At 62.0% G+C, this 26,076-nt stretch carries 21 protein-coding genes; 8 read left to right on the forward strand and 13 right to left on the reverse strand.

All coding sequences use genetic code 11. The features are described from left to right. Positions 1-58: 58 nt before the first annotated feature. Positions 59-766 carry a TetR/AcrR family transcriptional regulator gene (locus tag PVZ80_RS28230; RefSeq protein WP_009042982.1) on the reverse strand — a complete coding sequence of 236 codons (708 nt, stop codon included), beginning with the start codon at positions 764-766 and terminating at the stop codon, positions 59-61. A gap of 252 nt (positions 767-1,018) precedes the next feature. Between PVZ80_RS28230 and lexA the strand changes: the two genes are divergently transcribed. After that, complete coding sequence (gene lexA / locus PVZ80_RS28235) at positions 1,019-1,627, forward strand: transcriptional repressor LexA (protein WP_007921301.1); 609 nt, start codon at positions 1,019-1,021, stop codon at positions 1,625-1,627. 10 nt (positions 1,628-1,637) lie between these two features. Next, a complete protein-coding gene (gene sulA / locus PVZ80_RS28240; protein WP_273864864.1) occupies positions 1,638-2,111 on the forward strand; it encodes an SOS-induced cell division inhibitor SulA in 474 nt (157 codons plus the stop codon). A gap of 104 nt (positions 2,112-2,215) precedes the next feature. Here sulA and PVZ80_RS28245 read toward each other — a convergent pair whose 3' ends face one another. From PVZ80_RS28245 to PVZ80_RS28275, 7 genes are all read right to left on the reverse strand, one after another. Next, entirely contained in the window at positions 2,216-2,449 is a 234-nt protein-coding gene (locus PVZ80_RS28245; RefSeq protein ID WP_009042980.1) for a hypothetical protein, read from the reverse strand. Between the two features lie 273 nt (positions 2,450-2,722). Continuing rightward, positions 2,723-3,247, reverse strand: coding sequence for a DUF6586 family protein (locus PVZ80_RS28250; protein WP_198919982.1), 525 nt, complete (start codon positions 3,245-3,247; stop codon positions 2,723-2,725). Between the two features lie 141 nt (positions 3,248-3,388). Continuing rightward, entirely contained in the window at positions 3,389-6,001 is a 2,613-nt protein-coding gene (gene topA / locus PVZ80_RS28255; RefSeq protein ID WP_009047964.1) for a type I DNA topoisomerase, read from the reverse strand. 114 nt (positions 6,002-6,115) lie between these two features. Continuing rightward, positions 6,116-6,352 carry a DUF1653 domain-containing protein gene (locus PVZ80_RS28260; RefSeq protein WP_023968538.1) on the reverse strand — a complete coding sequence of 79 codons (237 nt, stop codon included), beginning with the start codon at positions 6,350-6,352 and terminating at the stop codon, positions 6,116-6,118. An 89-nt stretch (positions 6,353-6,441) separates the two neighbouring features. Continuing rightward, on the reverse strand, positions 6,442-7,617 hold the full coding sequence (fadA, locus tag PVZ80_RS28265; protein WP_009047962.1) for an acetyl-CoA C-acyltransferase FadA: 1,176 nt from the start codon (positions 7,615-7,617) through the stop codon (positions 6,442-6,444). Positions 7,618-7,646: 29 nt separating this feature from the next. Further along, positions 7,647-9,794, reverse strand: coding sequence for a fatty acid oxidation complex subunit alpha FadB (gene fadB, locus PVZ80_RS28270; protein ID WP_009047961.1), 2,148 nt, complete (start codon positions 9,792-9,794; stop codon positions 7,647-7,649). A gap of 565 nt (positions 9,795-10,359) precedes the next feature. After that, the gene (locus PVZ80_RS28275) at positions 10,360-10,797 is read right to left on the reverse strand and encodes a hypothetical protein (protein WP_009047960.1); all 438 of its coding nucleotides are present in this window, start codon (positions 10,795-10,797) and stop codon (positions 10,360-10,362) included. 104 nt (positions 10,798-10,901) lie between these two features. Between PVZ80_RS28275 and PVZ80_RS28280 the strand changes: the two genes are divergently transcribed. Then, positions 10,902-11,339 carry a universal stress protein gene (locus tag PVZ80_RS28280; protein ID WP_007921319.1) on the forward strand — a complete coding sequence of 146 codons (438 nt, stop codon included), beginning with the start codon at positions 10,902-10,904 and terminating at the stop codon, positions 11,337-11,339. An 87-nt stretch (positions 11,340-11,426) separates the two neighbouring features. On the opposite strand, the gene PVZ80_RS28285 is transcribed toward PVZ80_RS28280, so the two are convergent. Next, positions 11,427-13,346: an ATP-binding cassette domain-containing protein gene (locus PVZ80_RS28285; RefSeq protein WP_016704948.1), complete on the reverse strand. Its 1,920-nt coding sequence runs from the start codon at positions 13,344-13,346 to the stop codon at positions 11,427-11,429. A 213-nt stretch (positions 13,347-13,559) separates the two neighbouring features. Between PVZ80_RS28285 and PVZ80_RS28290 the strand changes: the two genes are divergently transcribed. Next, entirely contained in the window at positions 13,560-15,488 is a 1,929-nt protein-coding gene (locus PVZ80_RS28290; protein ID WP_273864865.1) for a transglycosylase SLT domain-containing protein, read from the forward strand. Between the two features lie 60 nt (positions 15,489-15,548). On the opposite strand, the gene PVZ80_RS28295 is transcribed toward PVZ80_RS28290, so the two are convergent. Then, positions 15,549-17,324 carry an ABC transporter transmembrane domain-containing protein gene (locus PVZ80_RS28295; protein WP_009047956.1) on the reverse strand — a complete coding sequence of 592 codons (1,776 nt, stop codon included), beginning with the start codon at positions 17,322-17,324 and terminating at the stop codon, positions 15,549-15,551. A 346-nt stretch (positions 17,325-17,670) separates the two neighbouring features. Here PVZ80_RS28295 and PVZ80_RS28300 point away from each other — a divergent pair, with 346 nt between their 5' ends. Beyond that, complete coding sequence (locus PVZ80_RS28300; RefSeq protein ID WP_007921326.1) at positions 17,671-17,850, forward strand: PA1571 family protein; 180 nt, start codon at positions 17,671-17,673, stop codon at positions 17,848-17,850. Between the two features lie 81 nt (positions 17,851-17,931). Here PVZ80_RS28300 and pdxB read toward each other — a convergent pair whose 3' ends face one another. Next, positions 17,932-19,077, reverse strand: a complete 1,146-nt coding sequence (pdxB, locus tag PVZ80_RS28305; RefSeq protein ID WP_038631230.1) for a 4-phosphoerythronate dehydrogenase PdxB — start codon at positions 19,075-19,077, stop codon at positions 17,932-17,934. A 179-nt stretch (positions 19,078-19,256) separates the two neighbouring features. Between pdxB and PVZ80_RS28310 the strand changes: the two genes are divergently transcribed. Continuing rightward, positions 19,257-20,663, forward strand: coding sequence for an MATE family efflux transporter (locus tag PVZ80_RS28310; protein ID WP_053268583.1), 1,407 nt, complete (start codon positions 19,257-19,259; stop codon positions 20,661-20,663). On the opposite strand, the gene tusA is transcribed toward PVZ80_RS28310, so the two are convergent. Together tusA and rlmM are read right to left on the reverse strand one after the other, a co-directional pair. After that, positions 20,660-20,911 (reverse strand): sulfurtransferase TusA, encoded by a 252-nt coding sequence (tusA, locus tag PVZ80_RS28315; RefSeq protein WP_007921329.1) that lies wholly within the window; start codon positions 20,909-20,911, stop codon positions 20,660-20,662. The genes PVZ80_RS28310 and tusA overlap by 4 nt on opposite strands. Positions 20,912-20,990: 79 nt before the next feature. Continuing rightward, positions 20,991-22,064, reverse strand: a complete 1,074-nt coding sequence (gene rlmM / locus PVZ80_RS28320) for a 23S rRNA (cytidine(2498)-2'-O)-methyltransferase RlmM (protein WP_009047953.1) — start codon at positions 22,062-22,064, stop codon at positions 20,991-20,993. A 207-nt stretch (positions 22,065-22,271) separates the two neighbouring features. On the opposite strand from rlmM, the gene acnA reads away from it, so the two are divergent. Beyond that, positions 22,272-25,013 carry an aconitate hydratase AcnA gene (acnA, locus tag PVZ80_RS28325; RefSeq protein WP_038631225.1) on the forward strand — a complete coding sequence of 914 codons (2,742 nt, stop codon included), beginning with the start codon at positions 22,272-22,274 and terminating at the stop codon, positions 25,011-25,013. A 161-nt stretch (positions 25,014-25,174) separates the two neighbouring features. Then, complete coding sequence (locus PVZ80_RS28330; RefSeq protein ID WP_009047951.1) at positions 25,175-25,966, forward strand: CPBP family intramembrane glutamic endopeptidase; 792 nt, start codon at positions 25,175-25,177, stop codon at positions 25,964-25,966. Positions 25,967-26,076 lie beyond the last annotated feature (110 nt).

The following is a 26,076-nucleotide window of genomic DNA, read 5'->3' on the forward strand; positions in this document are numbered from 1 at the left end:
GAGAGTCGACATGGGCGGCTAGCTTAGCGGATGTAAGCTGCCGCGCCCACCCGGACGGTCAGGCCTTGGCGACCGCCGGAGTCGATTTGCTGCGCGGCTTGAGCTGCGCAGTGGCCATGGCATCGTCGGTGACCCCGGTTTCGGCGCGCATGCCGGCCGCGAGGAACGGCACCATCAGGCGCATCACCTGCTCGATCGAGGTATTGACCCCGAAGTCGGTCTCGGCAATCGCACGCAAGGCCTTGATCCCCGACATGCTGAACGCCGCGGCACCCAGCATGAAGTGCACACGCCAGAACAGTTCGATCGGTGGAATGCGTGGCGCGGCTTCGTTGACCAGCAGCATGTAGCGGCGGAATACCTTGCCGTACATGTCTTCCAGATAACGCCGCAGGTGCCCCTGACTCTGGCTGAAGGCCAGGCCCAGAAGGCGCATGAAGATGGACAGATCGTTGCCGCTGCGAGGCTGGACCACCAGGGCCTGCTCGACGAGGATTTCCAGCAGCTCTTCGAGGCTTGGCTTGCTGTCCGGCTTGGCCGAACGCCGCTCCAGCTCACGGTCGAGGCTGATGCAGAACGGCCCGAGGAAGCGCGAGAACACTGCCTGGATCAGGGCCTTCTTGGAACCGAAATGATAATTCACCGCCGCCAGGTTGACCCCGGCCTTGCTGGTGATCAGCCGCAATGAGGTTTCGGCAAAACCTTTTTCCGCGAACAACTGCTCGGCAGCATCGAGAATGCGTTCAACGGTTTCCGACTGGGCCATGGCTACTCCGCCTGACAAACACTTGTTTGAAACATACGTTTCAGCCCCAGTCTTGTCAAGCCTGCCTGTCCGTTTTGCGGCCGGTCAGTCAGCTATTTAACCATACCTGCCGCTTCCTGTAGCCAGCCACGCGACACCAGGCATGCGCAGCGGCGACCCGACCGTCCAGCGGCGACTGGAAAAAGGAGGATTGCCAAGCGCCATTCACTGTATATAATTCCAGTCACTGTATAAAAAGACAGAGCGATCGACATGCTAAAACTGACGCCACGCCAAGCTGAGATTCTGGCTTTTATCAAACGTTGCCTCGAAGACAACGGCTACCCACCGACCCGCGCGGAAATCGCCCAGGAACTGGGTTTCAAGTCGCCCAACGCCGCCGAAGAACACCTCAAGGCGCTGGCCCGCAAGGGTGCGATCGAAATGACTCCAGGCGCCTCCCGCGGCATTCGCATCCCGGGGTTCGAAGCCAAGCCCGACGACTCCAGCCTGCCCATCATCGGCCGGGTTGCCGCCGGCGCGCCGATCCTCGCCGAGCAGCACATCGAAGAGTCCTGCAATATCAACCCGGCCTTCTTCCATCCACGCGCGGACTACCTGCTGCGGGTTCACGGCATGAGCATGAAGGACATCGGCATCTTCGATGGCGACCTGCTGGCGGTGCACACCACTCGCGAGGCCCGCAATGGCCAGGTCGTCGTCGCCCGCATTGGCGACGAAGTCACCGTGAAACGCTTCAAGCGCGAAGGCAGCAAAGTCTGGCTGATTGCCGAAAACCCTGAGTTCGCCCCTATCGAAGTCAACCTGAAAGATCAGGACCTGGTGATCGAAGGCTTGAGTGTCGGCGTCATTCGCCGCTAAAGGAGGCTCTATGCAGTTCCCTCACACACCACAGCATGCACAACTGCCACTGTTCGAAGCGTTCATGGCTCAACCCCTGGCGCCCATCCTCAAAGAGGTAGTCGAATCGCCCTGGAGCAACGAACCGGAAGCCTTCAGTGAACTGTCGTTACGCGGTGCCGCCGGGAACTGCCTGAGCCTGCTCGCGCCTATCCTCAGGGAACTGAGCCAGGACCAGGACGCGCGCTGGCTGACATTGATTGCCCCGCCGGCAAGCCTGACCCAGGCCTGGTTGCGAGATGCCGGCCTGAACCGCGAACGGATCCTGCTGCTGCACCCGCGCGGCGCCCAAAGCGCGCAACAACTGGCTTGCGAGGCTCTGCGCCTGGGACGCAGCCACACCGTCGTCAGCTGGCTCAATCCATTGAACAGCAGCGTCCGTCAGCAACTTATCAGCGCAGCCCGCACGGGCGACGCACAAAGCCTGAATATTCGTCTGGGCTGACCGCTAGAAGCGTCGATGGACACGCTTGAATGACACAAGGCTTCTCCAGGATTGAGAAGCCGAAAGGAGGCGACGAACGACAGCAAAAAAACCGACAAACGGACTCAGTGAAGAATCCGTGGTCCCTCTTCTTTCTCCAATTCGCCTTCAACCAGGCGACCCGCCATCTGCACACCCACGCTCAACATGGCCTTGGCCACCTCGACATGCTGGCCTTGCAAAAAGGCTTTGGCATCCTCTGAAAAGTCCAGAGTGACCAGAGAACCCTCGTCCTCAGCCCTGCGCAGCTCGATACGACCGTCTGGCAATTCGACAATTTCTAGAAAGGACGTTGGCATAAAGGTCTGTTCTCCACGAAAGGCCGGGATTATATCAGTCATCACCCCGACCTCGCGCGGGCCCAAGCGGTTTTCTTTATTTGCCCGGGGTTACGTGCAGGCATTTGTCACAGAAATTCGATTTGCAATCAGAACTGGCAACGGCTTCCTAAGCGGAAAAACCGCGTAATGACCTGTTTCTTGTTAATGGCGCGCTGACCATCGAGCTTGGGAGCATCTGGACGCCGTTGTTGAACGCCTACTCATCCTTGAATGATGGGTCGTACCAGCAACTCAACACTCATTCAGACCGTCACGGAAGCGTATAGCCAAAGCCTTGAGGTTCTGACGCCATTGCTCCAGCTCTTCCCGGCTCAGCTCCGGCGCCTGCTCTTCTTCATCGAGGTTCACTGCGACGATCAGCGGCTGGGTGACATCGCCCTTGGGTTTATGCGGTACCCGCGGTGGCTGGAACATCGCCGAATGGGCAGCCAGCAGCTTCGCCAGCCAGGTTTCCGGGTTATGGGCCAGCTCCACCAACTCGGCCAGCTCGGGGATGGCGATGCTTTCCAGCACCTCGCAGGTCAGCAGCAGCTCCGCGCGAGGCGCATTGGCCTGCGGGAGGCGATAGAAGCCAGCGATTTCATGGCACAAGCCAAGCAGCGCGCCGTATAGATGAAACAGCACCGACTCTCGCCCTGCCTGTACCAGCGCCTGAGCATTCATTGCCCCGCCCGCTTCGGCTCGCGCCAAGGCTTCCAGCGACAGGCCGGCGAAGTAAATTTTCTGGTTTGTACGGGTATAGAGTTCGTGGGCCATGACGGCAATCTCCACAACGAATAGATAACAGCGGGCTGGCCGTACAGTGTCGTGGAACACTCCAGCCCACCGCAAGCCCAAAAGAAAGGCCGCGTACCCTTAGAAGTTTACGCGGCCTGTCAGAAGCGTCCGATGCGGACCTTAACGCTTGTCTTCGACTTTCCAGCTACCACCGTCGTAGAACGCACGCCAGCCGGTCGGCTTGCCGTCGACTTCGGTCTGCACGTACTGCTCCTTGGTCTTGCGGCTGTAGCGAATCACCGCCGGACGACCCTCCGGGTCCTTCTTCGGCGCTTCGCAGAGGAAGTGATACTTCGGATCGATCTCGTCCTTGTGCGGGATCAGCTCGAGCACCAGCGGTGCGCGGGTCTCACGGTTTTTCGGGAACTGGCTGGCCGCCAGGAACAGACCCGAAGCCCCGTCGCGCAGGATATAGGTGTCGTTGACCTTCTCGCATTTCAGCTCGGGCATCTTCACCGGGTCCATCTTCGGCGGCGCCGCGTCACCGCTCTTGAGCAGCTTGCGGGTGTTCTTGCAGGTCGGGTTGGTACACCCGAAGAACTTGCCGAAACGACCGGTCTTGAGCTGCATCTCGCTGCCGCACTTGTCGCACTCCAGGCTCGGACCTTCGTAGCCCTTGATACGATAGCTGCCCTCTTCGATCTCGTAGCCCGCGCAATCCGGGTTGTTACCGCAGATGTGCAGCTTGCGTTTCTCGTCCAGCAGATAGGCGTCCATCGCCGTGCTGCAGATCGGGCAACGGTGCTTGCCGCGCAGTACCAGCGACTCGGATTCACCCTCGTCGTCTGCGGCGATCTCGTCGCCCGGTACCAGGTTGACCGTCGCCTTGCAGCGTTCTTTCGGTGGCAGGCTGTAACCCGAACAACCGAGGAACACACCAGTGGACGCCGTACGAATCTGCATCGGACGACCACAGGTGAGGCACGGGATATCGGTCATCACCGGCTGGTTGGCGCGCATGCCGCTGTCGCTGCCTTCGGCCACTTCGAGCTTCTTCTTGAAGTCGCCGTAGAACTCGTCGAGGACGTTTTTCCAGTCGCGCTCGCCCTGGGCCACGTCATCGAGGTGCTCTTCCATGCCGGCAGTGAAGCCGTAGTCCATCAGGTTGGAGAAACTCTCGGACAGACGCTCGGTGACGATGTCGCCCATCTTTTCCGAATAGAAACGACGGTTGTGCAGCGCCACGTAGCCACGGTCCTGGATGGTGGAAATGATCGCCGCGTAGGTCGAAGGACGACCGATGCCACGCTTTTCCATTTCCTTGACCAGGCTGGCTTCGGAGTAACGCGCCGGCGGCTTGGTGAAGTGCTGGCTCGGGTCGAGCTTGATCAGCTTCAGCACATCGCCCTGCGCCATGTCCGGCAGGACATCGTCGTCGCCCGGCTTGCTCATCTGCGGCATGACCCGGGTGTAACCGTCGAACTTGAGGATACGGCCCTTGGCACGCAGCTCGAAGCCACCAGCGGCGACGCTGACGGTGGTCGACAGGTATTGCGCCGGCAGCATCTGGCAGGCCACGAACTGGCGCCAGATCAGCTCGTAGAGGCGCTCGGCGTCACGTTCCATGCCCGACAGCTTGCTTGGGTGGGTATTCACATCGGACGGCCGAATCGCTTCGTGCGCCTCCTGGGCCCCTTCCTTGCTGCTGTAGAAGTTCGGCGAGGACGGCAGGTACTTGTTGCCGAACTCTTCTTCGATATAGGTCCGCGCCATCGTCAGGGCATCAGCCGAGAGATTGGTCGAGTCGGTACGCATATAAGTGATGTAACCGGCTTCATACAGACGCTGGGCCATCATCATGGTTTTCTTCACCCCGAAGCCCAGGCGGTTGCTCGCGGCCTGCTGCAGGGTAGAAGTAATGAACGGGGCCGACGGCTTGCTGCTGGTCGGTTTGTCTTCGCGCTTGGCGATGGTGTAGGTCGAAGCCTTGAGCTTCTCCAGCGCCGCCATGGCCTGGGCTTCGTTCAGCGGCTTGAAGGCCTCGCCGTTTTCACGGGCCACTTCGAAGCGCACATTGGCGCCCTTGGCGGTGCCGAGGTCGGCATGAACTTCCCAGTACTCTTCAGGGATGAAGGCACGGATTTCGCGCTCGCGCTCCACCACCAGCTTCACCGCCACCGATTGCACACGACCGGCAGACAGGCCACGGGCAATTTTGGCCCACAGCAGCGGCGAAACCATGTAACCCACCACGCGGTCGAGGAAGCGACGCGCCTGCTGGGCGTTGACCCGATCGATATCCAGCTCGCCCGGCTGGGAGAAGGCTTCCTGGATCGCCTTCTTGGTGATTTCGTTGAACACCACGCGCTTGTAGCGGCTGTCATCCCCACCAATGGCTTCCCGCAGGTGCCAGGCAATGGCCTCCCCTTCGCGGTCCAAGTCCGTTGCGAGATAGATGGTGTCGGCATCCTTGGCGAGCCGGCGCAGCTCTTCGATGACTTTTTCCTTGCCTGGAAGGATCTCGTACTTGGCTTTCCAGCCGTGGTCCGGATCGACTCCCATGCGCGAGACCAGTTGCTTGCGCGCCTTCTCCTTGGCCGACAGCGCCGGTGCTTCACCAGCAGCCGCCTTGCCACGCTTGGCGGCAGGCTCTTTGGCGGCGCTCGCCGAACCACTGGTGGGCAGGTCTCGGATATGGCCGATACTCGACTTCACCACGTATTGGTTACCCAAGTACTTGTTGATGGTCTTGGCCTTAGCCGGGGATTCCACAATGACCAGCGATTTGCCCATGGATCGGAAAATTCCTGAATTCGAGAAGTGAGAGGCGGTTGGCGCCTGACGCGGCACCGCTATATATAGTGGCAACAAGGTGAGGTCAAGCGCAGGGTTCTGCGCGACCTCGGCTCATGGCCGTGAAAAAAGACTGGGTTCGGCCTGCACCAAAGCAAAGCGTGGCACCTGCTCGCCGTCAACTTCGACCGACTCCAGGAACATGCTCAAGGGGCGCACCCAAAAGCCGTAATCGCCATACAGGGCTTGATAGAACACCACTTCCTCTTCCGTCTCGGAATGCCGCGCCACGCTGAAAACGCGGTACTGCGGTCCCTTGTAATGCTGATAGAGCCCGGGTTGTAATTGCATGTTCTGGCCCTCGCGCAAAATAAAAAATAATAAATCTTCAGAAAAACAAAAACCGGGGCACTGGGCCCCGGCTTCCATCAACGCAACGCTTAAACGCGTTCGAAGACGGTGGCAATACCCTGACCGAGGCCAATGCACATGGTGGACACGCCAAAGGTGCCGCCATTCTGCTTCATGACATTGAGCAAGGTGCCGGAGATACGCGCACCGGAACAACCGAACGGGTGACCCAGGGCGATCGCGCCGCCGTGCAGGTTAACCTTCTCGTCCATCTTGTCGAGCACTTTCAAATCTTTCAGCACTGGCAGAGCCTGCGCCGCGAAAGCTTCGTTGAGCTCGAAGAAGTCGATATCGGCAATTCCCAGGCCCGCGCGCTTCAGTGCTTTCTGCGTGGCCGGTACTGGACCATAGCCCATGATCGCCGGATCCACACCCGCCACCGCCATCGAGCGGATCACCGCCAGCGGCTGGATGCCCAGGTCCTGGGCGCGCTGCGCCGACATCACGATCATGCACGAAGCACCATCGGTGATCTGCGACGAAGTACCGGCAGTCACGGTACCGCCCTTCGGATTGAAGGCCGGCTTGAGGGCCGCCAGGCTTTCCAGGGTGGTCTCGGGACGAATGGTTTCGTCGTAGTCGAACAGCTTCAGGAAACCGTTCTCGTCGTAACCCTGCATCGGGATGATCTCGTCCTTGAACTTGCCTTCCACCGTCGCCTTGTGGGCGAGCTGATGGGAACGCACGCCAAAGGCGTCCTGCTGTTCACGAGTGATGCCGTGCATCTTGCCGAGCATCTCGGCGGTCAGGCCCATCATGCCCGAGGCTTTCGCCGCGTACAGGGACATGTGCGGGTTCGGGTCGACGCCATGCATCATGCTCACGTGGCCCATATGCTCGACGCCGCCAACCACGAATACGTCACCGTTGCCGGTCATGATTGCCTGGGCGGCGGTGTGCAGCGCGCTCATCGACGAGCCACACAGGCGGCTGACGGTCTGGCCGGCCGAGGTGTGCGGGATCTGGGTCATCAGCGACGCCATGCGCGCGATGTTCCAGCCCTGCTCCAGGGTCTGGTTCACACAGCCCCAGATCACGTCCTCGACTTCCGCCGGATCGACCTTGGAGTTGCGTTCCAGCAATTTGCTGATCAGGTGCGCCGACATGTCTTCGGCGCGGGTGTTGCGGTGCATGCCGCCCTTGGAGCGGCCCATCGGAGTACGACCGAAGTCGACAATCACGACGTCTCTAGGATTCAAGCTCATATATTCACTCTCGCTCTAGTAGGGGGCGCTTAACCGAAGAAGCTCTGGCCGTTCTTGGCCATCTCGCGCAGCTTCGCGGTCGGGTGGTACAGCGCGCCCAGATCGGCGTACTGGTCGGCCAGGGCAACGAACTCGGCAACACCGATCGAGTCGATGTAGCGCAGCGCACCGCCACGGAATGGAGGGAAACCAATACCGTACACCAGGCCCATATCGGCTTCGGCCGCGGTCTCGACGATGCCGTCTTCCAGGCAACGAACGGTTTCCAGGCACAGCGGGATCATCATCCAGTTGACGATGTCCTCGTCAGTGACTTCACGCTGCTCGTACACGATAGGCTTGAGCACTTCCAGCACCGACGGGTCGGCCACTTTCTTCTGCTTGCCTTTCTTGTCGGCCTCGTAGGCGTAGAAACCCTTGCCGTTCTTCTGGCCCAGACGCTTGGCTTCGTAGAGCACATCGATAGCCGAACGGCGATCGTCTTTCATGCGATCCGGGAAACCTTCGGCCATCACGTCACGACCGTGGTGGCCGGTGTCGATGCCGACCACGTCCATCAGGTAGGCCGGGCCCATCGGCCAGCCGAATTTTTCCATGACCTTGTCGATGCGCACGAAGTCCACACCGGCGCTGACCAGCTTGGCGAAACCGCCGAAGTACGGGAACAGCACGCGGTTGACCAGGAAGCCCGGGCAGTCGTTGACCACGATCGGGTTCTTGCCCATTTTCTTGGCGTAGGCAACGGTGGTGGCCACGGCCAGCTCGCTGGACTTCTCGCCACGGATGACTTCGACCAGCGGCATCATGTGCACCGGGTTGAAGAAGTGCATGCCGACGAAGTTTTCCGGACGCTTGAGGGCCTTGGCCAGCAGGCTGATGGAAATGGTCGAGGTGTTCGAAGCGAGGATGGTGTCCTCTTTGACCTGGTCTTCGACTTCGGCCAGAACCGCTTGCTTGACCTTAGGGTTCTCGACGACCGCTTCGACCACCAGGTCGACGTGGCCGAAGTCACCGTAGGACAGCGTAGGACGAATGCCGTTGAGCACCTCGGCCATCTTCGCCGCGGTCATGCGACCTTTATCGACACGGCCGACCAGCAGCTTGGCGGCTTCCGCCAGGCCTTGCTCGATACCGTGTTCGTTGATGTCTTTCATCAGGATCGGCGTGCCTTTGGACGCCGACTGATAGGCGATACCGCCACCCATGATGCCGGCACCCAGTACGGCGGCCTGCTTCACATCGTGGGCGATTTCGTCATAGGCCTTGGCCTTTTTCTTCAGCTCCTGATCATTCAGGAACAGACCGATCAGGCTCTGCGCGGCAGAAGTCTTGGCCAATTTGACGAAGCCCGCGGCCTCGACTTCCAGCGCCTTGTCTCGACCGAAGTTGGCGGCTTTCTGGATGGTCTTGATGGCTTCGACCGGCGCCGGGTAGTTCGGGCCAGCCTGGCCGGCGACAAAACCCTTGGCGGTTTCGAAGGACATCATCTGTTCGATGGCGTTGAGCTTGAGCTTTTCTAGCTTCGGCTGACGCTTGGCCTTGTAGTCGAACTCGCCGGAGATGGCGCGCTTGACGGTGGCCAGAGCCGCTTCATGCAGTTTTTCCGGGGCAACGACAGCGTCGACGGCGCCGACTTTCAGTGCGTCTTCAGCACGGTTTTCCTTGCCGGCGGCAATCCATTCGATGGCGTTGTCGGCACCGATGATGCGTGGCAGGCGAACGGTACCGCCGAAGCCCGGGTAGATACCCAGCTTGACTTCCGGCAGGCCGATCTTGGCGCTGGAGGACATGACGCGATAGTCAGCTGCCAGGCACATTTCCAGACCACCGCCCAGCGCGATGCCATTGATCGCGGCAACGGTCGGAACGTTGAGGTCTTCGAAATCGCTGAAAATCTTGTTGGCTTCGAGGTTGCCTGCGACAAGCTCTGCATCCGGCAGCTTGAAGTTGTCGACAAATTCGGTGATGTCGGCGCCGACGATGAAGACGTCCTTGCCACTGCTGACGATCACACCCTTGACCGACGCATCTGCCTTGATGGCGTCTACGGCCGAACGCAATTCGTTCAGGGTAAGACGGTTGAACTTGTTGACGGACTCACCCTTGAGGTCGAAATTCAATTCGACGATGCCACTTTCAAGAGCCTTAACCGTGATGGCTTTACCTTCGTAAATCATCAACTGATCTCCACGATATGGAAGCTGAACAGTACACGTCGGACGCTAACTTCTGACTCGGCAACGACGTTTCCATCGATGCTACGCCAATCCGCCAGGCACACCCGCCAACGCGATAGTCGGGATTCTGGAAGAGCCGTCTGGTAATACAAACGCTCAATTCATACGCCCGTTTGATTTGGGTACGCCACATTCAGGCAAAATCCGACAATTGTCAATCGCCCAAAAGGTTGTTTAAAACGCGACTTCTTAGTCATTCCAGACGGGCACGCACCATCAACAAGCTTGCTCATCTCAGGACATTCATAGAATCAATCTTTAGAAAAGTCGCCCTAATACGTGGCCCCCGTAACCGATTCGCGGCTACGCTGGCACAATCCTGGAGCAAAAATATGGATGCCTGGCCGAAAACCAGGCGTAAGATCGGCGACAACTCTATCCCCGACGGTCAGAACCAGGGGATCAGAAAGGATTTACCGGCCTGCCTGGCCAACCCCGCCCGACCCTGTCGGGCTTTTTATTGCCTGTTTTTCAACAACCTGGCCATTGCAGCGCAGGTCATGCTTCACGCCAGCGCCTTGAGTACCGCGGCAATGTCTTGCAAAACACTGGCTTCGCCACGTTCGCCCCAATACAAGACGATCATCTGCCGGTCGGCCTCGACCTTGAACACATTGGCCGGCAGCGTGCGAAAGTGCTCGAGCAAGGCCGGGTCCGCACAGGCTTCCCGCCATTGGTTGACCCACATGCCCGGCGCACTTTGCCAGTAGGCCCAGCAGGCCGGCTGTGTACCGCGCCGCGGCCGATGGTATTGCGCACAGGGGCTTGGAGGCTGCGGATCCATCCAGTGCGGCCATTCCTGAGGCGCCAGTTGCATGCCCAGCCCCATGCGTCGCGCCTCCATGCGCAGGGCGATCTGCCCGCTCTGGCGGCGCGACGGGCGCAACCAGGCCAGCGGACTCAAGACCACCGCGAGGATTGACACCACTATCCAGACCGTCATATCTGTACTCCCGATTCTTGATGAGCCGATTGATCCAGGTCGGAACCAATCCGCTTGAAACCAGCCATACTTGAAGCTATTGCAATCCTCAGGAGGAGCACCTCATGCCCTACCACCATATTCTGGTCGCCGTAGATCTAACCGAAGAGTGCGATCCTGTTATCCACCGGGCCCGCGAGCTGTCGGTCAGCAACAGCGCCAAATTGTCCCTGGTGCATATTGTCGAGCCGATGGCCATGGCGTTCGGCGGCGACGTGCCGATGGACCTGTCCCAATTGCAACAGCAGCAGTTCGACCAGGCCAAGGAACGCCTCGATCGCCTCATCACCAAATACCCCGAGCTGTCCAAGGAATACAGCCACCTGACCTATGGCCAGCCACGCCAGGAAATCCACCATCTGGCCAAGGAACAGGAATGCGACCTGATCGTGGTCGGCAGCCATGGCCGCCACGGCCTGGCCCTGCTATTGGGCTCGACCGCCAACGACGTGCTGCACGGCGCCCCTTGCGACGTGCTGGCCGTGCACCTGGTCAAACGCTGAGCCCGCCGCAGGCAGAATTCTCCGCCCGCACCGGCCCTGCAAAAAGCCCGACATGAATGTCGGGCTTTTTTATTGACGCCAGGTCACTCAGGCATCCAGCTCGGCCCAGCGCTCGACCATCACGTCCAGTTCAGCGTTGAGCTGTTCCAACTGGGCGATGACTGCCGTGGTCTCGGCCGCAGGACGCTGATAGAAGCCGGCGTCGGCCATCTCCGCTTCCACGCTGGCGATCTGCTGCTCCATGGCTTCGATCTGGCCAGGCAACGCTTCGAGCTCCCGCTGCAACTTGTAGCTGAGCTTCTTCTTGGCCGCAGGCGCTTCCTGTGCTGCAGCAGGTGCCGCCGCGACGGGCGCAACCACCGCCGAGTTCAGCTCGGCCTTGCCGGACTTGTTCTCGGTCACACCCAGCAGGCGTGGCGAACCGCCCTGGCGCAGCCAGTCCTGATAACCGCCGACGTATTCGCGGACCTTGCCTTCGCCTTCGAACACCAGGGTGCTGGTCACCACGTTATCGAGGAATGCCCGGTCGTGGCTGACCATCAGCACGGTGCCCTGGAAGGTCAGCAACACCTCTTCCAGCAGCTCGAGGGTTTCCACGTCCAGGTCGTTGGTCGGTTCGTCGAGCACCAGCAGGTTGGCCGGCTTGCTGAACAGCTTGGCCAGCAGCAGGCGGGCACGCTCGCCACCGGACAGCGCCTTGACCGGTGTGCGGGCACGCTGCGGGCTGAACAGGAAATCGCCGAGGTAGCTGAGCACGTGACGGCTCTGGCCATCGATATCGATAAAGTCGCGACCTTCGGCGACGTTGTCGATCACGGTCTTTTCCAGGTCCAGCTGGTGACGCAACTGGTCGAAGTACGCCACGTCGATACGCGTACCCTCCTCGACCTTGCCGCTGCTCGGCACCAGGCCGCCCAGCATCAATTTGAGCAGCGTGGTCTTGCCGGTACCGTTGGCGCCGAGCAGGCCGATACGGTCGCCACGCTGCAGGACCATGGAGAAATTCTTGACCAGGAATGGCCCGCCCGGATGAGCGAAGCTCACGTCTTCGAGCACCATGACCTGCTTGCCGGACTTGTCGGCGGTTTCCAGCTGGATATTGGCCTTGCCGGTGCGCTCGCGACGTTCGCTGCGCTCGACACGCAGGGCCTTGAGGGCGCGCACGCGGCCTTCGTTACGGGTACGACGGGCCTTGATGCCTTGGCGAATCCAGACTTCTTCCTGGGCCAGGCGCTTGTCGAACAGCGCGTTGGCTGTCTCTTCAGCCGCCAACACTGCTTCCTTGTGCACCAGGAAGCTGGCGTAGTCGCCGTTCCAGTCGATCAGCCCACCACGGTCCAGCTCGAGAATCCGGGTCGCCAGGTTCTGCAGGAAGGAACGGTCGTGGGTAATAAAGAGGACGGCACCCTGGAAGTCCTTCAGGGCTTCTTCCAGCCAGGCGATGGCGCCGATATCCAGGTGGTTGGTCGGTTCGTCGAGCAGCAGCAGGTCCGGTTCGGACACCAGGGCCTGGGCCAGCAGGACGCGACGACGCCAGCCACCGGACAACTCGGCGAGGGTCTTGTCGGCCGGCAGCTGCAGGCGGCTCAGGGTGCTGTCCACCAGCGTCTGCAAGCGCCAGCCATCACGGGCTTCGAGGTCATGCTGGACGTGCATGAGCTTTTCCAGATCGGCATCGGTGACGATGTTCTGGCTCAGGTGGTGGTACTGCGCCAGCAGCTCGCCAACGCCATCGAGGCCCTGGGCGACGACGTCGAACACCGTCCGCTCGTCGGCCACTGGCAATTCCTGCGGCAATTCGCCGATTTTCAGACCGGGCGCGCGCCATACGGAACCGTCGTCGGGCTTCTGATCGCCCTTGACCAGCTTCAGCATGCTGGATTTGCCAGTGCCGTTACGGCCGATGATGCACACCCGCTCACCACGGGCGATCTGCCAGGACACCTTGTCCAACAACGGCATAGCGCCGAACGCAAGGGACACATCGCTGAATTTGAGCAGGGTCATGAGCTTCTCCAAAAACCGGGCGCGCATTCTACCTGAGTTGAGGCCTCAGAAGGCCGGCATTTTCAATCCTGAAGCACCCTGAACAACATTTGCAGCGAACTGGCGACAAGAGGCCGGCAAAGCTTTCACCCGTTGCTGGCAAAAGGCTAAGCTAGGGAATAATCAGTGTTGGCATTGTCGGCACTTGTCATGATTTCTCTGCCCGGATGTCTCATGCGCAGTCGCCTTTTTAGTCTTTTGTCCTGCCTGCTTCTTTCTGCCTCTGCCGTGCACACCGCTCAGGCCGCGGACCTCTCACTCCAGCGTCAATATTACGATGAAGCCAAACGCGCCCTGGCCAAGGGCGACACCGGCCCGTATTTCCGCTACCGCCAGGTCCTGGCCGACTACCCGCTCGAGCCCTACCTGGCCTACGACGAACTGACCGCCCGGCTAAAAACCGCCAGCAACGCCGAGATCGAAAAGTTTCTCCGTGAACACGGCGACCTGCCCCAGGCCAACTGGATGAGACTGCGCTGGTTGCGCTGGCTGGCCGAACGTGGCGACTGGGCCACCTTCGTCAAGTATTACGACCCCAAGCTCAACTTTACCGAACTGGACTGCCTGAACGCGCAATACCAGCTGGGCCACAACCTCAAGGCCGAAGGTTACGCCGCCACCGACAAGCTCTGGCTCAGCGGCAAATCCCTGCCGGCCACCTGCGACGCGCTGTTCGCCCAGTGGGCCACCGAAGGCCAGTTGACCGAACAAAAGCGCTGGCAGCGCGCCAAACTGGCCGCCGAAGCCCGCAACTATCCGCTGGCCAATAGCCTGGTCAAAAGCATGACCACCCTCGCCCCTCAGGGCCGACTGTTGGTGGATGTTGCCCAGAAGCCCGAGCTGCTCAGCCAGCCGTCGCGCTTCACTCCAGCCAGCGAAGCCATGTCCGACGTGGTCGGCCTGGGTCTGCGCCGCCTGGCCCGCCAGGATCCGGACAGGGCCATGGCCCTGCTCGACGGTTATGCCAGCAGCATGCACTTCTCCCGTGACGAAAAAGTGGCGATTGCCCGGGAAATCGGCCTGACCCTGGCGCGACGCTTCGACAGCCGTGGCCTGGAGGTGATGACCAAATACGATCCCGAGCTGCGCGACAACACGGTCTCCGAGTGGCGCCTGCGCCTGCTGCTGCGCCTGGCGCGCTGGGAAGATGCCTACCAGTTGACCCGCAAGCTGCCCCAGGACCTGGCGACCACCAACCGCTGGCGCTACTGGCAGGCGCGCAGCCTGGAACTGGCCGAGCCGCAAAACCCTCAGGCCCAGACCCTCTACAAGGGCCTGGCCAACGAGCGCGACTTCTATGGTTTCCTCGCGGCCGACCGCACCCAACTGCCTTATCAGCTGAACAACAAACCGCTGGTGCTCAGCCAGCAGGTGATCAACAAAGTACGCAATACGCCGGGCGTACGGCGCGCCCTGGAGTTCCATGCCCGCGGCCAGATCGTCGATGGCCGGCGTGAGTGGTACCACGTCAGCCGTCATTTCAGCCGTGACGAAATGGTCGCCCAGGCCAAGCTGGCCTACGACCTGAAATGGTACTTCCCAGCTATCCGCACCATCAGCCAGGCGAAATACTGGGACGACCTGGACATCCGCTTCCCGATGGCCCACCGCGACACCCTGGTGCGCGAAGCCAAGGTCCGTGGCCTGCACTCGAGCTGGATCTTCGCGATCACCCGCCAGGAAAGCGCGTTCATGGACGACGCTCGCTCGGGCGTCGGCGCGGCCGGCCTGATGCAACTGATGCCCGGCACCGCGAAGGAAACCGCGCGCAAGTTCAGCATCCCGCTGGCCTCGCCGCAGCAAGTGCTGAACCCGGACAAGAACATCCAGCTCGGCGCCGCCTACCTGAGCCAGGTGCACAGCCAGTTCAACGGCAACCGGGTGCTCGCGTCCGCCGCCTACAACGCCGGCCCCGGCCGCGTGCGCCAATGGCTCAGGGGCGCCGACCACCTGAGCTTCGACGTCTGGGTCGAGAGCATTCCGTTCGATGAAACCCGCCAGTACGTGCAGAACGTGCTGTCCTACTCGGTGATCTACGGCCAGAAACTCAATTCGCCACAGCCACTGGTGGATTGGCATGAGCGGTATTTCGACGATCAGTAAGCGATAACGCCCAATAAAAATGCCCGCAGCGATGCGGGCATTTTTGTTTCCAGCGCGGGCTCAGGAGGCAGCTTGGCCATCGCTGAACTGCAACGCCGCCAGGCGTGCATACAGCGGATTGCTGGCGATCAACTCCTGGTGGGTACCCACCGCCACCAGCCGGCCCTGATCCATCACCGCGATCCGGTCGGCGTTTTTCACCGTGGCCAGGCGATGGGCGATCACCAGGGTGGTGCGATTCTTCATCAGGCTCGGCAAGGCCTGCTGGATCAAATGCTCGCTCTGGGCATCCAGGGCGCTGGTGGCTTCATCCAGCAACAGGATCGGCGCATCCACCAGCAGCGCCCGGGCAATCGCCAGGCGCTGGCGCTGGCCGCCGGAAAGTCCCAGCCCCGCATCGCCGAGATGGGTCTGGTAACCCTCGGGCATTTTCTCGATGAAGTCGTGGGCGTAGGCGATCCTTGCCGCCTCCCTGACCTGCTCCGGGGTGGCCGAGGGTTTGCCATAACGAATGTTCTCCTCGATGCTGCCGAAGAACAGCGCCGGGCTTTGCGACACCAGGGCAAAACAGCGTCGCACATCCTGCGGGTCGAGCCGGGTCAAGGGCACGCCATCGAGCAGGATGCGCCCCTGCTCCGGGTCATAGAAACGCAGCAGCAGATCATAGATGGTCGACTTGCCCGCCCCCGACGGCCCGACCAGCGCCAGGGTTTCCCCCTCGCGAACCGTCAGGCTCAGGCCATCGACGGCATAACTGTCCGGACGCGATGGATAAGAGAAGCGCAGGTTCTCCAGCACCAGCTCGCCCCGCACCCGCTCGGGCAAAGCGACCAGGCCTTCATTCGGCGGCTGGATCAGGTTTTCCGAACGCAGCAACTCGGCAATCCGCTCCGCCGCGCCCGCGGCCCGTTGCAACTCGCCGATCACTTCGCTCAGGGTGCCGAAGGCACTGCCGACGATCAGGCTGTAGAAAACAAAGGCCGCCAGCTCGCCACTGGAAATGCGCCCGGCAATCACATCCATGCCGCCGACCCAGAGCATCACCCCGACCGCGCCCAGCACCAGCACGATCACCAGGGTGATCAGCCAGGCACGCTGGACGATACGCCGGCGTGCGGTGTTGAACGCCTCCTCCACCGTCAGGGCGAAACGCCGCTCATCCTGGGGCTGGTGGTTATAGGCCTGGACGGTCTTGATCTGGCCCAGGGTTTCCGCCACGTAACTGCCGACATCGGCGATACGGTCCTGGCTCAAGCGTGACAGGCTACGCACCCGGCGGCCGAAAATCAGGATCGGCACCAACACCAGGGGCAAGGCGATCACCACGATGCTGGTGAGCTTGGGGTTGGTGACGAACAGCAGCACGATGCCGCCGATGACCATCAGCGCATTGCGCAAAAACAGCGAGAGCGACGAGCCGATCACCGATTGCAGCAAGGTGGTGTCGGCGGTCAGCCGCGACTGGATCTCCGAGCTGCGATTGTTCTCATAGAAGCCCGGGTGCAGGTAGATCAGATGGTTGAACACCTGCCGACGGATGTCCGCCACGCAGCGCTCGCCAATCCACGACACCAGGTAGAAACGCACGAACGTCCCCACCGCCAGCCCCAGCACCAGCAGCAGAAACAGGCCGATGGACTGGTTGAGCAGGTCCGGTGATCCGGTCATGAAGCCCTGGTCCACCAACAGGCGGATGCCCTGCCCCATGGACAGGGTGATGCCCGCGGTCACCACCAGCGCCAGCAACGCCCCCAGGGCCTGCCAGCGATAAGGCGCGATGAAACGACTGGCCAGGCGAATCGCCCGGCGTTGACGCGAAGAAAGCATGAAGTTCATCCGGAAGCACACCTGGGAACGGCCCCGCCCCATTCACCGCTGGGTGATCCAGCACAGTCATGAGGCGCAGCCCTGTTTGTCGGAACCGATTTCCTGGAACCTGTTTTCCTGGAACCTTCTTTTCCTGGAACTTCGGTAAATCACAATGAGTCAGGTTAATTATGTCCGCTGATACTGGAGCCTAGATGCTATTGGTCTAAGGTCCGAGTGGAAGTCCACAGGCATTTCTGTTGGACTGAGGACTCCCCGGATAGAAAACGCCGTAGTGGGACCTTGCAGGGAGTTGTCACAGCTTGGTCACCTGGCGGTTTTAAAGTAAGCGCACAACCTGATGAGGAGACAGGCCATGTCCTTGCAAAACAGCAGCAATGACAAGATTGAAGTGATTCGTACCCACCCCGACCAGTCTCTGGGATGCGCCATCATCGACGCTCAGGGTCGCGAAGTACCGATCACCGAAGACATGATCCAGAACGCCTGCCGCGAACTGGAAAAGCGACTGGTCAAGCCTGCGCAGCAAGATTGACACATAGCCTCACGTCCTCTTGACCCGGCCCTGAAGCCGGGTTTTTTATGCCTGCCGGAAACGACCCGGCTCAAGACCCGATCAGCGAACCGACACCGCCCCCAGGGCCGATACGATCTGCTGCAAGCCTGGTGCTTCGCCCTGGATACGCACGGCCAACCCATCGATTTCACGTCGTGGCGGATAACCCTTGCGCAACGCATCGAAAGCCGCGCGCTGCTCGGCCACGCTGCCCACCAGGCTGCGGCGGAAATCCGCATCGTCGCGCCGCGGGTCGTAGACCGCCCGACAGATCATCGCCAGGGACCAGGCCGGGTCACTATTGGCATCGAGACTCACCTCCGACAGCCATGGCCGAGGCAGCAGGTCGCGTAAATGAATCGCTTGCGGCTGCCCAAGGTAATCGCAGAGCGCCTGATAGATCTGCGCCGTCCCGCGCTGCCGGCCATCGAGGCTGTAACCGGCGATATGCGGCGTGGCCAGCACACAGAGGTCAGCCAGGGCCACGTCGACCTGGGGTTCGCCTTCCCAGACATCCAGCACCGCCTGCAAGTCTTCACGCTCGAGCAACACCTCGCGCAGGGCGCTGTTATCCACCACCGCGCCACGGCTGGCGTTGATCAGCCAGGCGCCGGGGCGCAGCTGGAGCAGGCGCTGCTTGTCCAGCAAGTGCCAGGTCGGCAGCTCGCCGGCCTTGGTCAAGGGAGTGTGCAGGCTGATGACATCGCACTGGGCGAGGATCTGTTCCAGGCTGACATAGTCGCCACCTTCCGCCACCTGCCGTGGCGGGTCGCAGACCAGGACTTTCCAGCCCAGGCCGCGCAACACCTCGATCAGCCGTCCACCGACCTCGCCCGCGCCCACCACGCCGTACGTGCGTTGCGTCAGGTCGGCGCCTTCGATTTCCGCCAGGGTCAGCAGGCTGCCCAGCACATAGTCGACCACCCCGCGTGCGTTGCAGCCCGGCGCGCTGGACCAGCGAATGCCCGCCTCGTGGAAATACTCGAGGTCCAGGTGATCGGTACCAATGGTGCAGGTCCCGACAAACCGTACCTGGCTATCCTCGAGCAAGGCGCGACTGACCTGGGTCACCGAACGCACCAGCAGCACATCGGCGCCCTCGATGGCGGCGCGGTCGATGGCCCGCCCCGGGAAACGGCGGATTTCGCCGAAGCCGGCAAAAAAGGCATCGAGCAGGGGAATATTTTCGTCGGCAACAATCAGCATGGCAGGCTCCTTTCGCGGAGCCGCAGTTTAGGCGTAGAAGGCCATTTTCGGCCAGCGAGCAATCCATCCCGCCGGGCGCCGCCAGCACTTACAAATCGACAACAGAGGTTTTTTCCTGACTCATCCGTCAATGCGTAGAATACGCCGCCCTGCGCATCAACCCTGTGGACGCTTCGCCTGTGAATTCCGTGACCGATACCCCTGCCACCTCCCTCAACCGCCCGGCCCGGGTGCGCCTTGAACTGCGCAGCCTGCTGGCCCTGTCCTTGCCGATCATGATCGCGCAGCTGGCGACCACGGCCATGGGCTTCGTCGATGCGGTGATGGCCGGCCGGTACAGCCCACGGGACCTGGCGGCGGTGGCGCTGGGCAACTCGATCTGGATCCCGGTGTTCCTGTTGATGACCGGCACCCTGCTGGCCACCACGCCCAAGGTGGCCCAGCGGGTCGGCGCCGGCACCTATGGCGAGATCGGCCCGATCGTGCGCCAGGCGCTGTGGCTGGCCCTGGCGGTCGGCCTGAGCGCCAGCCTGATCCTGATCAATGCCGAGCCGGTGCTGCACCTGATGAAGGTCGACCCGACGCTGATCGGCCCCTGCATGGAATACCTGCACGGCATCGCCAGCGGTCTGCCGGCGGTGGCGCTGTATTACGTATTGCGTTGCTGCAGCGACGCCCTGGGGCGCACCCGGCCGAGCATGGTCATCGGCCTGTTCGGCCTGGCCCTGAACATCCCCATCAACTACGTGTTCATTTATGGCCACTTCGGCGTGCCGGCCATGGGCGGCGTCGGTTGCGGCTGGGCCACGGCTATCGTGATGTGGGCAATGATGCTGGCCATGGCGGGCTGGACCCGCTGGGCCCCGGCCTACCAGAGCAGCCAGCTGTTCAAGCGTTTCGACTGGCCGCAGTGGGCGGTGATCAAGCGCCTGCTGAGCGTCGGCTTGCCGATCGGCATCGCGGTGTTTGCCGAATCGAGCATCTTCGCGGTGATCGCCCTGCTGATCGGCAGCCTCGGCGCGACAGTGGTGGCCGGGCACCAGATCGCCCTGAACATCAGCTCCCTGCTGTTCATGATTCCGTATTCCCTGGGCATGGCGGTCACCGTGCGGGTCGGCCAGGCCCTGGGCGCCGGCAATCCATACCAGGCGCGCTTCGCCGCCGGCGTCGGCCTGGGCGCGGCGCTGGCCTTCGCCCTGTTCTCCGCGAGCCTGATCCTGCTGCTGCGTGAGTCCATCGCCTCGATCTACACCCCGGACACCGCGGTGATCCAGGTGGCGGCGATGCTGATCGTGTACGCCGCGCTCTACCAGTTCTCCGACGCGATCCAGGTGATCTGCGCAGGCGCGCTGCGTGGCTACCAGGACACCCGGGTGACCATGATCCTGACGCTGCTCGCCTACTGGGGTATCGGTTTGCCGGTGGGTTATGTGCTGGGGCTGACCGACTGGTTCGGCCCTGCCAGCGGCCCGAGCGGGCTGTGGGAAGGTTTGATTGCCGGCCTGAGCTGCGCGGCGCTGATGCTGTCGATCCGCCTGGCGCGCAGCGCGCGCAAGCGAATCCGCATCAGCCGGGCGGCGGGTTAACCGGACTTCTTGCGAATCCAATACAGATAGGTGCCGGCCTCTTCCTGCTGGGCGACCAGCTCATGGTCGAGGAACACGCAGAACTTGGGGATGTCGCGGCGGGTCGAGGGATCGGTGGCGATCACCTTGAGCAGGCCGCCGGGCTGCAGGTCACGAATATGCTGGTGCAGCATCATGACCGGCTCCGGGCAATTGAGCCCGGTGGCATCCAGCGTGCCGTCGACCGGCGTATCGATGATTTGACTCATAACTCACTCCTGGAACTGGCCGGCATTGTCGCGCAATGCCGGCATCGACGCTATCTGTGACATTGCGCCGCAACTGAGCTCAACGGGCCTTGGCCTTCTTTTCATCCAGCCGGCGCAGGTGGCAGGTCACTTCTTCACGGTCGTGGTACAGCTGCTTGCAGCCGATCGCCACGCGAATGCCACGGGCCTTGAAGCCGTCTTCGATCCGTTCGAGCAAACGCTTCACTTCCGCGTAACGCTGCTTCATCGGCAGCTTCAGGTTGACCACCGCTTCGCGGCAGTGCCCCTCGCCGATCCAGGTTTCCAGCAAGGCAGCGTTGCGCGCCGGTTTCTCGACGATGTCGCAGACCATCCAGTCCACCGGCTGCTTGGGCTTGAAGGTGAAACCGTCGGCCATCAGGTGCTGCACCAGGCCGGTGTCCATCAGGCTTTCGGCCATCGGCCCGTTGTCGACAGCGGTGACCAGCATGCCGCGGTTGACCAGTTGCCAGGTCCAGCCACCCGGGGCGGCACCGAGGTCGACGCCGGTCATGTCGCCGTGCAGGCGCTCGTCCCACTGATCGCGAGGAATGAAGTGGTGCCAGGCCTCCTCCAGCTTCAGGGTCGAGCGGCTGGGCGCTTCACGAGGGAACTTCAAGCGCGGAATGCCCATCGGCCACATGGCCGAATTGCCGGCATCGGCCAGGCCGACAAACACCTCTCGGCCGCTTTTGAAGGTCAGCAGCAAGCGTGGCTTGCCGGCATCGTCCACCAGCTTGCCGGCCGCCGTCAGCGCCTTGCGCAGTGGCGCTTCGAATTTCTTGCAGAAGTTCGACAGTTCTTTGCCGTCATTGGTATCCAGCACTTCCAGCCACAGGCTGCCGCAGGTCGGGAAACTCGCCAGATGGGCCAGGATCACGCTGATGCGGTCGGTTTCCGGCAGATCGACGAAGACGCCCCGCGCCCACTGTCGCGGAAAGATCAGCTCGGCAAAACGCAGCTCGCGCATCAGGCGCTCGGCGCCGTCTTCTTCGCTGCACACAAACTCGGCACAGGCGGTGCTCGGCTTGGCCTTGGCGTACCCGGCCACGTTCAGGCGCGCGGCATGGTCGGCGATCTCGGAGCAGACTTCGCCTTCGAAGCCCGGCCGGCAGTGCATAAAGAGGGTGTTCATCGAATCTCCTGGGCAATTGGCAATGAATCATGCGCAAACCCGCTGTAGCAAAGCCTGTCACGAAAACCGGCGCATGATAGCCGAGTTCGGAACCTTGGACTTGTCCATAGAGTCCAGTTATTAGCCAGCTACTGAAAACAGGGCTAGCTTAAGAGCTCTGCCCTTCCCGTCAGGTCCGTAGCCGTGCGGACCAAAAGGAGTGATTCAATGCCGTCCCTCGATAGCCTGAAAACCCTTAAAACATTAAAAGTCGACGACAAGACCTACCACTACTTCAGCCTGCCAGAAGCCGCCAAGCACCTAGGCGATCTCGACAAGCTGCCGATGTCGTTGAAAGTCCTGCTGGAAAACCTGCTGCGCTGGGAAGACGAAAAGACCGTCACCGGCGCCGACCTCAAGGCCCTCGCCGCCTGGCTCAAGGAGCGTCGCTCGGATCGCGAGATCCAGTACCGCCCGGCGCGGGTGCTGATGCAGGACTTCACCGGCGTGCCGGCGGTGGTCGACCTGGCGGCCATGCGCGCGGCCATGGCCAAGGCCGGCGGCGACCCGCAACGCATCAACCCGCTGTCGCCGGTGGACCTGGTGATCGACCACTCGGTGATGGTCGACAAGTTCGGCAGCAACACCGCCTTCGAACAGAACGTCGACATTGAAATGCAGCGCAATGGCGAACGTTATGCCTTCCTGCGCTGGGGCCAGAGCGCCTTCGACAACTTCAGCGTAGTGCCGCCCGGCACCGGCATCTGCCACCAGGTCAACCTGGAATACCTGGGCCGCACGGTCTGGACCAAGGACGAAGACGGCCGCACCTACGCCTTCCCCGACACCCTGGTCGGCACCGACTCCCACACCACCATGATCAACGGCCTCGGCGTGCTCGGCTGGGGCGTGGGCGGCATCGAGGCCGAGGCGGCGATGCTCGGCCAGCCGGTGTCGATGCTGATCCCGGAAGTCATAGGTTTCAAACTGACCGGCAAGCTCAAGGAAGGCATCACCGCCACCGACCTGGTGCTGACCGTCACCCAGATGCTGCGCAAGAAAGGCGTGGTCGGCAAATTCGTCGAGTTCTATGGCGACGGCCTGGCCGACCTGCCGCTGGCCGACCGCGCCACCATCGCCAACATGGCCCCGGAGTACGGCGCCACCTGCGGCTTCTTCCCGGTGGATGACGTCACCTTGGAATACCTGCGCCTGTCCGGCCGCCCGGACGCCGTGGTGAAACTGGTGGAGGCCTACAGCAAGATCCAGGGCCTGTGGCGCCTGCCGGGCAAGGAGCCGGTGTTCACCGACAGCCTGGCGCTGGACATGGGTACGGTGGAAGCCAGCCTCGCCGGGCCGAAGCGGCCGCAGGACCGGGTCTCGCTGCCGAACGTCGGCCAGGCCTTCACTGACTTTCTCGATCTGCAGTTCAAGCCCACCAGCAAGGAGGAAGGCCGCCTGGAAAGCGAAGGCGGTGGTGGCGTGGCCGTGGGCAGCGCCGACCTGATAGGCGAAGTCGATTACGCCCACAATGGCCAGACCTATCGCCTGAAAAACGGCGCGGTGGTGATCGCCGCTATTACCTCCTGCACCAACACCTCCAACCCCAGCGTGATGATGGCCGCCGGCCTGGTGGCGAAAAAGGCCGTGGAAAAAGGCTTGAAGCGCAAGCCCTGGGTGAAGAGTTCGCTGGCCCCGGGCTCGAAAGTGGTCACCGACTACTACAAGGCCGCCGGGTTGACCCAATACCTCGACGCCCTGGGTTTCGACCTGGTGGGTTACGGCTGCACCACCTGCATCGGCAACTCCGGCCCCTTGCCGGAGCCGATCGAGAAAGCCATCCAGAAAGCCGACCTGACCGTCGCCTCGGTGCTGTCCGGCAACCGCAACTTCGAAGGCCGCGTGCACCCGCTGGTGAAAACCAACTGGCTGGCCTCGCCGCCGCTGGTGGTCGCCTACGCCCTGGCCGGCAGCGTGCGCATCGATATCAGCCGCGAGCCGCTGGGCGAAGGCAAGGACGGCAAGCCGGTCTACCTGCGCGACATCTGGCCGAGCAGCCAGGAAATCGCCGAGGCGGTCACCCAAGTCAACACCCGGATGTTCCACAAGGAATACGCCGAGGTATTCGCCGGCGACGCCCAGTGGCAAGCCATCGAAGTACCGCAGGCCGCGACCTATGTGTGGCAGGCGGACTCCACCTATATCCAGCACCCACCCTACTTCGATGACATCTCCGGCCCCCTGCCGGTGATCAAGGATGTGACGGGCGCGCGGATCCTGGCGCTGCTGGGCGACTCGGTGACCACCGACCACATCTCCCCGGCCGGCAACATCAAGGCCGACAGCCCAGCCGGCCGCTACCTGCGCGAGCAAGGCGTGGAACCGCGGGACTTCAACTCCTACGGTTCACGTCGCGGCAACCATCAGGTGATGATGCGCGGCACCTTCGCCAACATCCGCATCCGCAACGAAATGCTCGGCGGCGAGGAAGGCGGCAACACTCTGTACATCCCCACCGGCGAGAAACTGGCGATCTATGACGCGGCCATGCGTTACCAGCAAGCGGGCACGCCGCTGGTGGTGATCGCCGGCCAGGAATACGGCACCGGCTCCAGCCGCGACTGGGCGGCCAAGGGCACCAACCTGCTGGGGGTCAAGGCAGTGATCGCCGAGAGCTTCGAGCGCATCCACCGCTCCAACCTGGTGGGCATGGGTGTGCTGCCGCTGCAGTTCAAGCTCGACCAGAACCGCAAGAGCCTGAACCTGACTGGCAAGGAAACCTTGGATATCCAGGGCCTGACCGGCGTCGAACTGACGCCGCGGATGAACCTGACCCTGGTGATCACCCGCGAGGATGGCAGCCAGGAAAAGGTCGAGGTGCTGTGCCGCATCGACACCCTGAACGAAGTGGAATACTTCAAGTCCGGCGGGATCCTGCACTACGTCCTGCGACAGCTGATCGCCGCATAACGCCTTGCCGCAAAACCAACACCGCCTCCGGGCGGTGTTTTTGTTTCACTTATTCATCGCCCATGCCTCGTTATACTGGCCCCCCGTTCGTTCTATCCAGTAACCGCTGACGCAGGTGGCGCGAGCGGCTGATTCCATTCTTTTCGCAACAAGGATTTCACATGACTGTTCTGCCATGGATGTACCTGGCACTTCTCTCCATTGGTTACGCCCTGGCCCTGAGCTACGGCCAACTGGGCCTGCTGGCGGCGGTTTCCGTCGCCTTGCTGCTGTGCGCGGGCTTTGCCGTGCGCCAGCAGAAAAGCCCATACGCGCGCTACCTGGGGCACGGCCTGTTCGTGGTGCTGGCCCTGGCGCTGGCGATGCACTGGCTGCCCGGTTTCTACAATGGTCGGGCGATCGGCCCGGAACGCTTCACCGCCGACGCCGTGCCGTTTTCCATGTACCTGAACCAGGACAAGCCGCTGATCGGCTTCTGGCTGTTGCTGGTCTGCCCCTGGATCATCGGCCGGCGTTCGCTGCGCCTGTCCCTCTACACCACCGCCCTGGCCTTGACCCTGACCGCACTGGCGGCCCTGGGCGGCGCGGTGTTGCTGGGCATCATCGACTGGGCGCCGAAATGGCCGGATCAGGCCTGGCTGTGGGTGTTGAACAACCTGCTGCTGGTCACCCTGGTGGAAGAAGCGCTGTTTCGTGGCTACATTCAGGGCGGCCTGAGCCGTCGCTTCAAGCATCTGCCCTATGGCGAAAACCTGGCGCTGATGTGCGCGGCCCTGCTGTTCGGCCTGGTGCATGTGGGCGCCGGCTGGCAATGGTGGCTGCTGGCGAGCATCGCCGGGGTCGGTTACGGCCTGGCCTACCGCTTTGGCGGCCTGGGTGCCGCGGTGGCCACCCATTTCGGTCTGAACCTGCTGCACTTCGGGCTGTTCACCTACCCGATGCTCGCGGGTTGACCCTGGCCAAGCCGGGGCTCCTTGAACGGGCCTCGGCTTCGCCGCCCCCTCGCGCCACCTTGCAGAATCAGCTCTCTGTCAATGAGGCACTTCTCAAATTCCAGAAAAAA

Source organism: Pseudomonas sp. B3G-3, from assembly GCF_028640915.1.
Classification (GTDB): Bacteria; Pseudomonadota; Gammaproteobacteria; order Pseudomonadales; family Pseudomonadaceae; genus Aquipseudomonas; species Aquipseudomonas chlororaphis_I.